This is a genomic window from Nonomuraea sp. NPDC003707, from assembly GCF_053587055.1.
Window position 1 is genome coordinate 37,828 of the sequence record NZ_JBSFNK010000042.1, and the last position, 12,713, is coordinate 50,540.

Below are 12,713 nucleotides of genomic sequence, written 5' to 3' on the forward strand. Positions count from 1 at the left end.
CCGCATGCCGAATGCGCAGCTCAGGGGCCGATTTCCCGCCGAAGTGGGACGTAACGGCCTGCTGGTCATCGCAGCCCGGGCGCTGCGGACCTTCGGGTACGGATGCACCAGCGTGCTCCTGGCCGAGTTGCTCGCCCAGGACGGCGACGCACCCTGGCAGACCGGGCTGCTGCTGGCCGTGGCCGCCGCCGGTTCGGTGTTCGCGAGCCTGATGCTGGGCCTGTTCGCCGACGTATGGGGACGGCGGCGAACGCTGATCGTGTGCGGCTGCCTGATGGCGGTGACCGGCGTCGTGTTCGCACTCAGCGAGTCCTACCCCGTGCTGGTCGCCGCCGCCTTCATCGGGACGATCTCGCCCTCCACCAACGACAACACCCCGTTCTCCGGGGTGGAGCAGGCGATCCTGGCCCAGAACTGCCCCCCGGCCCGCCATACGGCCATCTTCACCTGCTACAACGTCACCGCCATGGCATCCGGCGCGCTGGGCGGGCTGGCCGCCGCCGCCCTCGGGCTCCAGACGTGGACATCGGCCCCGGACGCCGCCTTCGCCCTGTACGCGGTCCTGGCGGCCGGCACCGTGACGCTGTTCTGGCACCTGTCGCCGCAGGCCGAGGCACCCGAGACCGCACGACCTGACCGGAGCGGGCACCACGTGCGGGTGCCGGGCCAGGTCCGCCTGCTGGCCGGGCTGTCCGCCCTGGACGCCCTGTCCGGCGGGCTGGCCGTCCAGGCCGTGCTGGCCTGGTGGTTCGCCCACCGCTACGGCGCCACCACCACGCAACTGGGCCTGGTGTTCTTCGCCGCCAACCTGCTGCCGGCCCTGGCCCAGCTCACCGCGCCGCTGCTGGCCGCCCGGCGCGGCCTGCTGGCCACCATGCTCCTTCCGCACACGGTGGCCAACCTGCTGCTGGCCTGCATCCCGTTCGCCCAGAACCTCGCCACCGCCGTCACCCTGCTGCTGCTCCGCCAGACGGTCTCCAAGATCGACGTACCGGCGCGGCAGGCCTTCACGGCCGCGGTCGTTCCCACCGCGCACCGCACGGCCGCCGCCAGCATGACCAGCATGGCCCGCAGCATCGCCGTCTCGGCCGCTCCCATCGCCGCCACCACGCTGCTGACCGGCACCCTGGCCGCGCTGGGAGCTCCACTGCTGCTCGGCGCGGCCCTGGGCCTCGGCTACGACCTCGCTCTCTGGCGCGCCTACCGAGGCGCGCCCCTGGCCGAAGGATGAGCGACCGTCCAGCCGGTCGGTGTCACAGGAGCCGGCGGGCGAGGGGCAGCCTGGTCCGGGTGATCAGCGCCGCCGCACTCGCCAGAACGGGCAGCCCGATCACCACGGCGACGAGAAACGGCCACGGTATCGCGATCGTGGCGGGATCTCCGGCGCCGTGCGTCGTCATCGGCCGGGTCAGGGCCAGGCCCGTCACCGTTCCCGCGAGCAGCCCCACCAGAGCGCCGAGCCCGGAGATGTAGAGGGCCTGGCCCGCCACGACCGCCCGCGACATCCTGGGCGGGGCGCCGATGGCCACCATCGTCGCCCGCTCGGGCCGCATGTCGGCGGCTGCCAGGCGGGTGGCGGCGAGCGTGCCGCCGACGACGAGGACGAGAGCGCCGCCGAGCCAGCCCCACAGGCCGGGAGCGGGGTCGGGCATGTTGCGATAGCCCTCCTCGGAGGCGACCGTGACGCGGGGGGTCACCTTGGCCAGATCACGCGCCAGCGTCGAGTTCGCCGACGGCCGGTACATGGCGTAGAGCTGGCGCTCCGCCGTCGCGAAACCGGCCTGCTCTACCAGGGCACGCGGCAGCAGGGCGCCGCCCTGGTGCTCGTCGGCGGGTGTGGCCAGCACCGCGGGCACGTCGAGATTGCGCCCGGGACCGGACGTGGAGCCCGCCCGCAGCGCGAGTTTGCCGTCCCGCAGCGCGGCCGGGTCGAACACCACGGCCTTCCCGCTCGCCAGCGCCGCGGCCGCCTGCGGATCATGGCGCCCCTGCAGGAGCCTGAGCAGGGTCTGGTCTCCGACGGCCGCCGTGCGACGCGTGCGGGTGCCGTTCCATCGCACCGTGTACCGCAACGCGTAGCGGTGGCCCTTGGTGTCCTTCACCTGGTAACCGGCGGCCAGCGGTACGCCCGGCAACTGGCGGGCGGCTTCGGCGCGAAGCCCGCTCCAGGCCGCGTCGCCGATGTTTCCGGCCCAGATCGCCAGCATGCCGGTCGGGCGCGCCGAGGTGTAGGCGTTGCGCCGGTCCATGTACTCGCTGTACGTGCCGATGCCCACCGCCACGACGGTGGCCGTAACCGCCATGACGGCCGCCACTGCGCTCGCCGTACGGGATCGGTGGCGGACCGCGTCACGTACGGACATCCGCAGCGGGAGCCGCAACCGCCCGGCCAGCCGCCCCGTGCAGCGGACCAGCCACGGCGTCAGCACCACCAGCCCGAGCAGGACCAGCACGGCGGAGGCGAGCACCCACACCGAACCCGGCTGGCGCCGCGCCACCACGGTCGCCCCCAGTCCGGCCAGCACCAGCGCGGCCCCCGCCAGCGGCCATCCCGGCCGATCGGCCACCGCGGGCGTCCGGCCGGCCAGCACCGCCGCGCTGTTCTGCCGAGCCGCCTGTACGGCGGGCACCAGCGCTGCCACGATCCCGGTGAGCAGGCCCAGAGCGGCGACGGCCAGAACCGGCGGCCACGGCACCTCCGGCGGGCCGGCCTGCCCGCCCCAGCGCGCCATGATCGGGGCGCCGAGCGTTCCCGCCCCGATGCCCAGCACCGTCGCCACGAAGGTGGCGGCCCCGCCGAGAAGCAGTCCGTCGGCCACCACGATCGTCCGCAGTTGCGCGGCCGAGCCGCCCTGGGCCGTGATCTCGGCCAGTTCCCGGCGCCGCCTCCTGAGCCCGACCGCGAAAGCGGGCCCGGCCAGCAGCACGGTCACCAGCACCACCATGATCACCATGGCGCCGATCCCGACCGTGGACTGGACGTCGAAGCCCGAGTCACGAGCCCACGAGCGAGGGTCCGTCATCATGGCGCGCGAGGTGACGTACAGACCGGCGCTGTTCAGCGCGCTCACGCGGGTCCACGACACGGGCTCGGCGGTGTCGGCGAGCCATCCGGTGCCGTTCTCGCCCGGAGACCAGAACTCATTCACCGACGCCAGCGGGAGATCGGGACCGACGACCTGCCGCAGAGAGGGCCGGTTCGGGTGCTCGACCACGCCCACCACCGTCAGCGGGGCCGCGCCGGACGGCCGCAGGAGATCGCCGGGCCGCAGGCCGAACGCGGAGGTCACCGCGACCTCGCGGGCGGCCGCGGGCAACCTGCCCTCGCTCAGCGTCCGCATCCCCTTGGTGAGGGGATCGCGCAGGTCGGTCCGCAGCGCCTCGACCCGCTCGGTCCCCAGTTGGAGCACACCGGCATCGAACGGGATCACCCGGGTGCCCGGTCCGAGCAGCGCCCCCACATCGGCGGCGCTGCGCCCGGGCACGGTCGCTCCGTCACCGCCCCCGCTCCAGCTCGTCCCGTTCGGCTCCTGGCGGAGCACCGTACCCTCGGGCGCCTGCATGAGGAGGGCATCGGCCGCGCCGAGCTCGGCCACCAGCCCCTCCCGCGGACTGACGCTCATGGTCGCGGCGAGGGTGAGCATCGCCGTGATCGCCAGGACAGGCAGGCCGATCATCACCATGATGAGCGCGCTTCGCCCCCGGGAACGCCACGCGTTGCGGCGGGCGATGCGCAGCGCGACCAGAACGGCGCTCATCGGGCGCTCTCCAGCGGCACGTCCGTGGAATCCGCGACCATCCCGTCACGCAGGAACACCACCCGATCGGCCCAGGCGGCGTAGCGCGGCTCGTGGGTGACGAGTAGAACCGCCGCGCCCACGTCGCAGCGGGCGCGTAAGACCTGCAGGATCTCATCGCCGGTGCGCGTGTCGAGCGCGCCGGTCGGCTCGTCGGCCAGCACCAGGCGCCGCTCGCCGACCAGAGCGCGGGCGATCGCGACCCGCTGGCGCTGGCCACCGGACAGCTCGTCGGGGAAGCGGTCGGCCAGCTCTTCCACGCCGGTCTCCGCCAGCACGACCATGGCCTCCTCGCGGGCGAGACGTGGGCGCGCGCCGTCGAGCTCGCGCGGCAGCATCACGTTCTCCACCGCCGTCAGCGACGGGATCAGGTTGAGGTCCTGAAAGACGTAGCCGACGCTGCGCCGCCGTAATGCCGCCAGGTCGCGTACGGCGGCCAGGTCCTGATCGTCGACGTGCACCGTGCCCGACGTGGGCTGCTCCAGCCCGCCCACGAGGTTGAGCAGGGTCGACTTGCCCGACCCGGACGGGCCCATGACCGCGACCAGCTCCCCCGCGTCGACCTCCAGGCTCACGCCCTTGAGAGCGTGTACGGCTGTCGCCCCTTCGCCGTGGACTCTGGCCACCTCGGCCAGCCGTACGACCGTCATGTTTCCTCCTTGAGAACGGCCTCGCAGTGGTCCAGCCACCGTTGCTCGGCCTCGGCCCGGAAAATCATGGAATCGAGCACCAGCCGCCGAGCCGCGCCTCCCGTCACAGCCCTCTTGGCCTTGGTCAGCTGCTGGAGGGCGCGCATGGTCGCCGTACGCTGCCGGCGGATGACCTCGGCGACGTCCACCTCCTTGGCCTCGACGGCCATGGCCAGCTTGATGACCAGCTCGTCCCGCGGCCGGTCGGACTGGACGATGGGAGTGCTGAACCATCGCGCCAGCTCCGCCCGGCCGGCCGCGGTGAGCGTGTAGGCGACCCGGCCCTGCTCGTCCGACTCGCCCGGCTCGACGAGGCCGTCGCGCTCCATGCGGGACAGCGTCGCGTAGACCTGGCCGATGTTGAGCGGCCAGGTCGCCCCGGTCGAGGCCTCGAACTCCACCCGCAGCTGGTAGCCGTGCCGAGGCCCTCTGCTGAGCAGCGCCAGCAGGCCGTGCCTGATCGACATGGATACTAAGTATGCATATGCAGTATGCATCGCTCAAGCGGATCCGCCGCATTCGGTTCAGCGCGGCCGGGGTGAAGGCGTCGTCGCCGGGGAGCCGAAGATCGCTGTGGGGTCGCCGGTGTACCAGGCGTTGTCGATGCGCACGCGGCGGATGACCCAGCGCTCGCCGTCGCGGACCAGGTCGACGTCATAGGGGTTCTTCAGCAGGGCGAAGACGGTGTGGTCGGCGGTGAGCAGATGCTGGGCCTCCACCAGGGCCGTCAGCCGCGCGGTGTCCCCGTCCACGGCGATGCGGGGATTGGTGACCTGGTGGGTGGTGTCCACCCGGCCGGTGAACATGGTCAGGATGGTGCCGACGATCGTGTCCCGCCCGGACATCACCGGCGGCCGGCCGCCCCACTTGGCGGCGGCGGGGCGGAAGTCGAGTTCCGCCCCGGCGGCGAAGGCGGAGGCGAACAGCGACTTGTCCTTGAGGTCCTGGCCCAGGCCGAACCGGTACAGCGCGTCCAGGATCTCGGCGCGATCCCGAAGCTCCCGTACCAGTGCGTCCGGGTCGTTCGCCGGGGTGGCGACGGCGTGGTCGGCGGTGACGTACATGGCTTGCTCCCGTGCAGGTCAGAGGGTGTCTGGCGGGTACCACTCTCGTCCCGGGGCGAAGGGCGATCAACGCGGCTCTGTGGAAGGATCGTGAAGCGACGGTTAACGATCTGGAGGTGACATGCTCGAGCGGCATGAGCTGGAGGCGTTCCTGACCCTGGCCGAGGAGCTGCACTTCGGCCGTACCGCCGAGCGGCTGCGCGTGTCCACCGCCCGGATCAGCCAGACGATCGCCAAGCTTGAGCGCCGGACCGGGGTGCCGTTGTTCACCCGTACCAGCCGCCGGGTGGAGCTGACCCCCGTGGGGCGGCGACTGGACGAGGAGGTCCGGCCCGCCTGGGACGAGATCGCCGCCGCGTTCACGCGGGCGATCGACACCGGTCGGGGCCTGACCGGCACCTTGCGGGTGGCCTTCGTCGGCGCGGCGGGCGGGCAACTGCTCGCGGGGGCCGCCGAGCTGTTCCACCGGCGGCTGCCGGACTGCGAGGTGCAGCTTCGCGAGGCGCAGATGGTCGATCTCATGCCCTGGCTGCGCGACGGCCAGGTCGATCTCGCGCTGGGCACGTTCCCCATCGACGAGCCGGACATCGCCACCGGCCCCGTGCTGGTGTCCGAGGCGCGCATGCTCGCCGTGCCGTCCGGGCACGCGTTCGCCCGCCGTACGTCGGTCTCGCTCGAGGACCTGTCCAGGGTCAAGCTCCTCCAGCTACCGGACACCCTGCCCGTCTCGCTGCGACAGGACCGCACCCCCGACGTCACTCCCTCCGGACGGCCGATCGAGCCGGGTCCCGCGGCCTCGACGTTCAACGAGATGCTCACCCTCATCGGCGCCGGCCACGGCGCCTTCCCCGTCGGAGCCCAGGCCAGGCGCTACTACGCACGCCCCGACGTCGCCTACGTCCACATCAGCGACGCGCCGCCGCTGCGATGGGGGCTGCTGTGGCGGTCCGACGGCGCCACCGCCCGGATCCGCGCCTTCGCCGAGGCCGCTCACGACCTGGTCACTTCCGCCTGAGCGACCATCCATCGGCCGGCGTGTTGCAACCTGCGCCCTGGCCGGACGCATCTCCTGGGGTGTGAAGCCATCTATCGGGGAGACCAATGAGCCTTGACGAGGAGTACACCGCCTATGTGAGTGTCCGGCTGTCCTGGCTGAGGAAGATCGCATACCCGTTGTGCCAGGACTGGCACCGCACCGACGATCTGGTGCAGGCGGCGATAACGCGGCTCTACGTCAAATGGCGCCAGGCACGGGCAGCGGACGACCTCGACGCCTACGTGCGCACGATGCTGATCCGGGTCTTCCTCGCCGAACAGCGAGGGAGCTGGTTCTCCCGGGTACGGCTGACACCCACTCCGTCCGACCGGCCGGCCGAGGGCGGCGACCGGGACCTGGTCATGGACGTCAACCGGGCTCTGGCCGCCGTCCCCGCCCGTCAGCGCGCCACCCTCGTGCTGCGCTTCCACTGCGACCTGAGCGTGGAGCAGACCGCCCACGCGCTGGGCTGCTCCACCGGAACCGTCAAAAGCCAGACCGCCCGCGGCCTGGCCACCCTGCGCTCGCTGCTCGACGCGCCGGAGTCCCGTCTCGCACGTACGGAGGAATCGTGATGGATGTCAAAGAGGTGTTCGACTCGCTGGCGCGCCAGGAGGGGCCGCCGAGCACGGCGAACGTGAGCCGGGCCATGGCGACGGGACGCGCCCGGCGCAGACGCCGTCATGCTGCCGTCGCCGCGACGTCGGCGGTGGGGGCCGCCGCGGCCGTTCTCGTGGCCTGGCCGGTTCACCCATGGTCGGAGCGCCAGAACAGCATCGTCGCCGCTCTGCCCACCGCGCCGTCCGCCACGGTCACGATCACGGTCGCGCCACGGCCCGTCTACAGGGGATTCGAGGAACTCAAGAAGAAGTATCCCCCCAAGGGGAAGATCGCCTCCGTACCGCCGCTGATGATGTGGGTGAGCGACGCGCCCCGCAAGGGCGAGCTCTTCCTGTGCGAGAGCGGCCCGAACGGTAGCTCCTGCTCCGGCTTTCCGCCGCTCACCAAGGAGTTCGCCCGTATCCAGGGCAAGCTTCGGGGCAAAGCCGTCTGGTTCGGTATCGCCAAGGACGATGTCCACGGAGTGACGGCCGTCACCAAGGACGGGCGGAGGCTGCTGGCGAACCTAGCCCGGAATGTCAGCCCGGGGCTCGGGCTCTGGGCCATCAAGTATCCCCCGGGAACGGACGTGCTGAGGCTCGACATCACCGACGCCAAGGGGAAGACGTTGCAGAAGATCGCCGTGTGACGACCTGATTCAGACGGCACGCAGGTACTGCCGCGGATAGCGGTCCCGGAGGGTGGCCGGTTCGAGGCGCGCAGCCGCGCGCAGCGGCCACGACGGATCTCGCAGTGCCTCCCGCCCCAGGAGGACGACGTCGGCGGAGCCCTCGCCGAGCACGGTCTCGGCCTGGTCCGGGCCGGTGATCAGGCCGACCGCGCCGACCGGCAGCATCGCCTTGTCCCGCACCTGCCGGGCGAACGGGACCTGGTAGCCGGGGCCGACCGGGATCCGCTGGTCCGGGTCCAGCCCGCCGGTGCTGACGTCGAGCAGGTCCACTCCGCGGTCGTGCAGGAGCCGGGCCAGATCGACTGTCTCCTCCGGCGTCCAGCCGCCGTCCACCCAGTCGGTGGCCGAGACCCGGACGAGCAGGGGGCGCTCGGCCGACCATGCCCCGCGCACGGCATCGACCACCTCCAGCAGCAGCCGGACCCGGTTGTCGAAGCTGCCGCCGTAGCGGTCCGTCCGCCGGTTGGCGCGCGGCGAGAGGAACTGGTGCAACAGGTATCCATGCCCGGCATGGATCTCGACGACGTCGAAGCCGGCCGCGGCCGCGCGCCGGGTCGCGGCGGCGAAGTCCGCCACGACCCGGTCGAGGTCGGCGACACTCGCCTGTGCGGGTGCGGCATAGCCGCGGTAGGCGAGCGGCGACGGCCCGAGCGCGGTCCAGCCGCCGTCCGCCGCCGGGATCGAGCCGCTCCCGAGCCCGGGCGGAAACGTCGACGCCTTGCGTCCGGCGTGGCCGAGTTGCACGCCGATCGGTGTGCCGTGCGCACCAGTCCGAAGCCACCTGTCACCCGGGCGTGCTCATGCCGGCACCCCCAGGAACGCGCGCGCGTTGGCGGCGAGCGTGGCCGCGTCGAGGCCACCCGCCTCGGCGAAACCGACGGGGTCGCGCTGCGCCATGTCGAAGGGATGGTCGCTGCCGCACACCACGGCCTGCTTCCCTGCCTTCGCGGTGAGCAGGCCGAGCAGCGCGCGGTCGTGGGTGACGGTGTCGAACCACAACGAGCGCACGGTCTCGCCCGGCGGCCGGGCCGAGTCGCGCCGCACGTCCGCGCGGGTCCGCCACCCGTGGTCCCAGCGGCCGAGCAGGCCGAGCGCGCATCCGCCGCCGTGCACGAAGCAGATCCGCAGGTCCGGCAGTTGCTCGACGACCCCGCCGAGCAACAGCGCCGCGACCGCGGTGGCCGTCTCGACCGGGTTGCCGACCAGGTTCGCGAGGTAGTGGTCGCGCCACTCCGGGCGCGGGAGCTGCATCGGGTGCACCAGCACGGACAGCCCCTCCGCGGCGGCGACGCCGAGGACGTGCCGCAGTACGCCGCGGTCGAGCGAAGCGCCGGCGAGCACGGGCGGGACGGCCACCCCGGCGACCCCGGGCAGCGCGGCGAGCCGCTTGAGCTGCGCCGTCGCCGTTTCCGCGTCGTCGAGGGACACCAGGCCCAGTCCGGCCAGGGCCCCGCCCGAGCCACTCACGACCTGGGCCAGCGCGTCGTTGAAGGCGTCCACGTACGGTGCGGCGGGGCCGGCGACCGGGAAGGCGAACGGAGGAGCCGAGAGCACCCGGACCCCGATCCCGGCGGCGGCCATGTCGTCCAGGATCGCGGGCACGTCGCTCATCGCCCGGGTCGGGATGGACAGCGGGACGTCGCCGAGGTGGAGTTCACCGTCGCGGTCGTGCAACGGGCCGTACGGCGCCCCCGGCGGGAGGTCGAACAACTCGGGCGGCAGCCAGTGCGCGTGGACGTCGATCGGGCCGTCCGCGAGGGGACCGATCATCGAACGGCCCCGGGCAGCGGGAGCGGTGCGTTCGCGCTGTCGAGGTGCTCCACGGTGGTGAAGACGAGGTCGGTGTCGCCGATGTTCTCGATGTCGTGCAACAGGTACTGCCCCGCCCCGAAGACGAAGTGCCGTGTCTCACCGGCGGAGTAGGAGACCTCGCGCGTGGTCCCGTCACTGGTGTGCTGGCGACTGCGGCCGGCGTTCACCGCGGTCCAGAAGTAGTCCAGGACGTGCCGATGGGCGTGCCAGCGCTGGCCGGGCGCGAGCCTGATCTCCCAGACCCGGACCCGGTCGGTCCCGCTGAGCAGCCTCGAGCCCACCTCGCCGTCGTGGGCGTGCGCGTCGAACTCGGCGCGCAGGTCGTCGGACCAGCCGTCGAAGCCGGTGGCCACCAGGTCGCCGGCCAGCGGCAGGTCGGACAGGGAAGCGGTGTCGGACATCTCATCTCCTCATCTGGTTGTGTGTCAGCGGCCGGGGCCGTAGAGCCCGAAGCGCAGGCTGGGGTCTCCGGGTGTCCAGGTGTTGTGGACCTGTGAGCGTTCCCCCATCGCCACCACGCGCTCCAGCAGCCTGGCGCTGAGTTCGAGCTGCCCGGGCTCCCATTTGCGCAGGGCGGCGGGGATGTCGCCGTCGGCGGCGGCGAGGGCGTCGGCGAGCGCCCAGGCGTCCGCGGCCGCCTTGGCGGTGCCCGCGGCGGCGTGTGGGCGTGCCGCCGCGGCCGCGTCGCCTACCAGGGCCACCCTGCCGTCGGCCATCCGTGTGGAGCGGATGTCGGAGACCACCTGGATGAAGGGGTGTTCGGTGGCCGCGATGACCTCGGCCGCGGCGGGCGCGAGCGACCGGGAGGCCGCCTCGCGCATGTCCTCGACGTAGCGGTCCTGGACCTGGCCCGGGTGCAGGGACACGGTGCCGGTGAAGCCGCGCTTGTCGATGAGCATCTCCGCGAGCTGTCCGCCTGCCGGCACGTTGCGGTACCAGACGTAGTTCATCAGCCGGTCCCGCCGGCCGGTGCCGCGCTCGCCGGGGATCGGGTAGAGCGTGATGTGCGAGTGCGGCACCACGCTGTAGGAGATGGCGTCGCCGAGCAGGGCGCGGGTCGTCCCGCTCAGCTCGTGCTCCGGCACGGTGCCCCGCCAGCCGATGTAGCCGGAGTATTCGAGCCGGGCGCCGGGATCGAGCAGGGGACGGCCGGTCGAGGTGATGCCGTCGGCGAAGACGACCAGCTCGGCCTCGGCCCGGCGGCCGCTGACGAACCGGACGGTGGCGTGCTCGGCCTCCTGCGCGACGCCGCAGGCGAACTCCCCGAGGTGGTAGTGGTCGGTGCCGAAGTCCGCGAGCAGGCCCCGGTAGAAGGTGCCCCAGGAGGTATGGGTCCAGCGGCGCCGATCGCGGTGCACGATCCCGTTGTCGCGGTCGAGGTACTGGACGTACTCCGTCGCGGTGCTCAGGGCGTCGAGGCTCTGCGTGCTGCGCTCGGTGAACCACCGTACGGTGTCGGGCTGCAGGACGATCCCGCCGCCCCGCCCGTCCAGCGGGGTGGGGGTGCGCTCGAACACCTCGACCGAGAACCCGAGGTCGCGCAGCAGCAGGGCGGCGGTCAGCCCGCCGATGGAGCCGCCGATGACGGCGGCGCGGGCACCTTCGTAGCGGGACGTCACCGGGTCTCCTCTCCGGCGCTGACCGCGTCGCGGTCGGGATGGCTCGACGGGGCGGCGGGCACGGGATCGTCCGGGAGCGGGGCGCCGCGGGTCTCGGGGGCGGCGAACAGGGCCAGCGAGCCCAGCATCCCGACGGCGACGACGCAGGTCGTGGCGAGCCCGAGGTCCCCGCCGAACCAGGAGGCGGCGACGACGCCGGCGACCAGCGGGCCGCTCGCGGTGATGTAGCGTCCGATCCCGTTGTAGAGCGCGATGCCGGTCGCCCGCACGCTCGGCGGGAAGAGCTCGGGTCCGTAGACCAGGATCCCCGACAGGGCGCCGTACAGCCCGAACCCGACGATCGGGATGACCAGCAGGAACGTGGTGTGGGTGTGGGAGAAGGGGAACAGGAACGCCACGCTCGCGCCGGAGATCGCGAAGCTGGTGGCGAAGGCCCTGCGGCGGCCGATCGCGTCGGCGAGGAAGCCCCAGCTGGCGTAGCCGAGGATGCCGCCCGCGTTGAACAGCATCGACGCGACCGCGACGCGCTCGTTGGCGACGGCGGCGGGCAGGTCCGCGGCCGCGGCCGCCTGCCGGATCACCTGCGGGTACCAGGTCGAGACGCTCCAGAAGGCGACCAGGGAACCGGTGGCCAGCCCGGTCCCGATCAGCGTGTGCCTCAGCAACGGGCGGGTCAGCAGCCGCCGCAGCACGAACCGGTCCTGCGCGGTGCGGTGCCCGCGGGCCTTGCGCTCCCGGCGCGCGGCGATGCTGCCGCTGATCTCCGGCGGCTCGGGGACGTGCCGGCGGATGAAGTACACCAGCAGCGCGGGGATGACGGCGATGCCCATCATCAGCCGCCAGCCGTGCCCGCCGAGGACGGCGTAGGCCAGCGCGGCGATGAAGAAGCCCATGGCGTAGCCGGACATCATCACGCCGGATGCCCGGGCCCGGTAGCGGTTGCGCCAGGCCTCGGCGACCAGCGCGGTGCCGACCGGAGCTTCCACGCCGGACCCGAGGCCGGCGATGAACCGGAAGACGCCGAGCTGCCACCACGTGTCGGCGAAGGCGGCCAGCGCGGTGAACACGGCGTACGTGATGATGCCGGCCGACAGCACTTTGACGCGTCCGAAGTGGTCCGCCAGCATTCCGAACAGGATGCCGCCCGTGCCCCATCCCAGGAGGAACAGCGCGACGGTGAGGCCGCCGTAGAGGCCGATGCTTCCGGCGTCCGCGGCGATACCGCTGTGCGGCAGCAGCTCGGTCATCGCCGGGCCCAGGACCAGCCCGTACAGGCTGGCCGCGAACCCGTCGAGGGCCCAGCCCATCGTCGTGCCCGCCAGGACCAGCCACTGCGTGCGGGTGATCTCGGCGCGCCAGTGGCCGGGCGGCGATTCGTACGATTCTTTCGGCATGGACGTTCTCC

The 12,713-nt window shown here is 72.6% G+C and carries 13 protein-coding genes; 4 read left to right on the forward strand and 9 right to left on the reverse strand.

Features of this window, described 5'->3' with window-relative positions; genetic code table 11:
- Positions 1-43 precede the first annotated feature (43 nt).
- The gene (locus tag ACWDRB_RS56945) at positions 44-1,231 is read left to right on the forward strand and encodes an MFS transporter (RefSeq protein WP_449909460.1); all 1,188 of its coding nucleotides are present in this window, start codon (positions 44-46) and stop codon (positions 1,229-1,231) included.
- Positions 1,232-1,253: 22 nt separating this feature from the next.
- Here the strand turns inward: ACWDRB_RS56945 and ACWDRB_RS56950 are convergent, their stop codons facing one another.
- From ACWDRB_RS56950 to ACWDRB_RS56965, 4 genes are read right to left on the reverse strand one after another with little or no spacing between them, the layout of a single operon-like run.
- The gene (locus tag ACWDRB_RS56950) at positions 1,254-3,758 is read right to left on the reverse strand and encodes an FtsX-like permease family protein (RefSeq protein ID WP_449909463.1); all 2,505 of its coding nucleotides are present in this window, start codon (positions 3,756-3,758) and stop codon (positions 1,254-1,256) included.
- Positions 3,755-4,447 (reverse strand): ABC transporter ATP-binding protein, encoded by a 693-nt coding sequence (locus ACWDRB_RS56955; RefSeq protein ID WP_449909466.1) that lies wholly within the window; start codon positions 4,445-4,447, stop codon positions 3,755-3,757. Before ACWDRB_RS56955 ends, ACWDRB_RS56950 begins: the two co-directional genes overlap by 4 nt.
- Positions 4,444-4,953, reverse strand: a complete 510-nt coding sequence (locus tag ACWDRB_RS56960) for a PadR family transcriptional regulator (RefSeq protein ID WP_364250310.1) — start codon at positions 4,951-4,953, stop codon at positions 4,444-4,446. The genes ACWDRB_RS56955 and ACWDRB_RS56960 overlap by 4 nt, the downstream gene beginning before the upstream one ends.
- A 57-nt stretch (positions 4,954-5,010) precedes the next feature.
- Positions 5,011-5,550, reverse strand: coding sequence for a nuclear transport factor 2 family protein (locus ACWDRB_RS56965; RefSeq protein ID WP_449909469.1), 540 nt, complete (start codon positions 5,548-5,550; stop codon positions 5,011-5,013).
- 121 nt (positions 5,551-5,671) lie between these two features.
- On the opposite strand from ACWDRB_RS56965, the gene ACWDRB_RS56970 reads away from it, so the two are divergent.
- From ACWDRB_RS56970 to ACWDRB_RS56980, 3 genes are all read left to right on the forward strand, one after another.
- Entirely contained in the window at positions 5,672-6,565 is an 894-nt protein-coding gene (locus ACWDRB_RS56970) for a LysR family transcriptional regulator (RefSeq protein ID WP_449909472.1), read from the forward strand.
- An 86-nt stretch (positions 6,566-6,651) separates the two neighbouring features.
- Entirely contained in the window at positions 6,652-7,161 is a 510-nt protein-coding gene (locus tag ACWDRB_RS56975) for a SigE family RNA polymerase sigma factor (RefSeq protein WP_363985275.1), read from the forward strand.
- Positions 7,161-7,835: a hypothetical protein gene (locus ACWDRB_RS56980; RefSeq protein WP_449909475.1), complete on the forward strand. Its 675-nt coding sequence runs from the start codon at positions 7,161-7,163 to the stop codon at positions 7,833-7,835. The genes ACWDRB_RS56975 and ACWDRB_RS56980 overlap by 1 nt, the downstream gene beginning before the upstream one ends.
- Before the next feature lie 9 nt (positions 7,836-7,844).
- On the opposite strand, the gene ACWDRB_RS56985 is transcribed toward ACWDRB_RS56980, so the two are convergent.
- The 5 genes from ACWDRB_RS56985 to ACWDRB_RS57005 are packed head-to-tail and all read right to left on the reverse strand — an operon-like array spanning position 7,845 to position 12,702.
- On the reverse strand, positions 7,845-8,621 hold the full coding sequence (locus tag ACWDRB_RS56985) for an oxidoreductase (RefSeq protein WP_449909478.1): 777 nt from the start codon (positions 8,619-8,621) through the stop codon (positions 7,845-7,847).
- A gap of 54 nt (positions 8,622-8,675) precedes the next feature.
- Positions 8,676-9,647 (reverse strand): amidohydrolase family protein, encoded by a 972-nt coding sequence (locus ACWDRB_RS56990; RefSeq protein ID WP_449909481.1) that lies wholly within the window; start codon positions 9,645-9,647, stop codon positions 8,676-8,678.
- Positions 9,644-10,090, reverse strand: a complete 447-nt coding sequence (locus ACWDRB_RS56995; protein WP_449909484.1) for a hypothetical protein — start codon at positions 10,088-10,090, stop codon at positions 9,644-9,646. The genes ACWDRB_RS56990 and ACWDRB_RS56995 overlap by 4 nt, the downstream gene beginning before the upstream one ends.
- A gap of 24 nt (positions 10,091-10,114) precedes the next feature.
- Entirely contained in the window at positions 10,115-11,308 is a 1,194-nt protein-coding gene (locus tag ACWDRB_RS57000) for an FAD binding domain-containing protein (protein ID WP_449909487.1), read from the reverse strand.
- Complete coding sequence (locus ACWDRB_RS57005) at positions 11,305-12,702, reverse strand: MFS transporter (RefSeq protein ID WP_449909490.1); 1,398 nt, start codon at positions 12,700-12,702, stop codon at positions 11,305-11,307. The genes ACWDRB_RS57000 and ACWDRB_RS57005 overlap by 4 nt, the downstream gene beginning before the upstream one ends.
- Positions 12,703-12,713 lie beyond the last annotated feature (11 nt).

Excerpts from the sequence above, each read along its gene's own strand:
- ACWDRB_RS56950 (WP_449909463.1), bottom strand. The coding sequence starts at position 3,758 with ATGAGCGCCGTTCTGGTCGCGCTGCGCATCGCCCGCCGCAACGCGTGG.
- ACWDRB_RS56955 (WP_449909466.1), bottom strand. The coding sequence starts at position 4,447 with ATGACGGTCGTACGGCTGGCCGAGGTGGCCAGAGTCCACGGCGAAGGG.
- ACWDRB_RS56960 (WP_364250310.1), bottom strand. The coding sequence starts at position 4,953 with ATGTCGATCAGGCACGGCCTGCTGGCGCTGCTCAGCAGAGGGCCTCGG.
- ACWDRB_RS56965 (WP_449909469.1), bottom strand. The coding sequence starts at position 5,550 with ATGTACGTCACCGCCGACCACGCCGTCGCCACCCCGGCGAACGACCCG.
- ACWDRB_RS56970 (WP_449909472.1), top strand. The coding sequence starts at position 5,672 with ATGCTCGAGCGGCATGAGCTGGAGGCGTTCCTGACCCTGGCCGAGGAG.
- ACWDRB_RS56975 (WP_363985275.1), top strand. The coding sequence starts at position 6,652 with ATGAGCCTTGACGAGGAGTACACCGCCTATGTGAGTGTCCGGCTGTCC.
- ACWDRB_RS56980 (WP_449909475.1), top strand. The coding sequence starts at position 7,161 with ATGGATGTCAAAGAGGTGTTCGACTCGCTGGCGCGCCAGGAGGGGCCG.
- ACWDRB_RS56990 (WP_449909481.1), bottom strand. The coding sequence starts at position 9,647 with ATGATCGGTCCCCTCGCGGACGGCCCGATCGACGTCCACGCGCACTGG.
- ACWDRB_RS56995 (WP_449909484.1), bottom strand. The coding sequence starts at position 10,090 with ATGTCCGACACCGCTTCCCTGTCCGACCTGCCGCTGGCCGGCGACCTG.
- ACWDRB_RS57005 (WP_449909490.1), bottom strand. The coding sequence starts at position 12,702 with ATGCCGAAAGAATCGTACGAATCGCCGCCCGGCCACTGGCGCGCCGAG.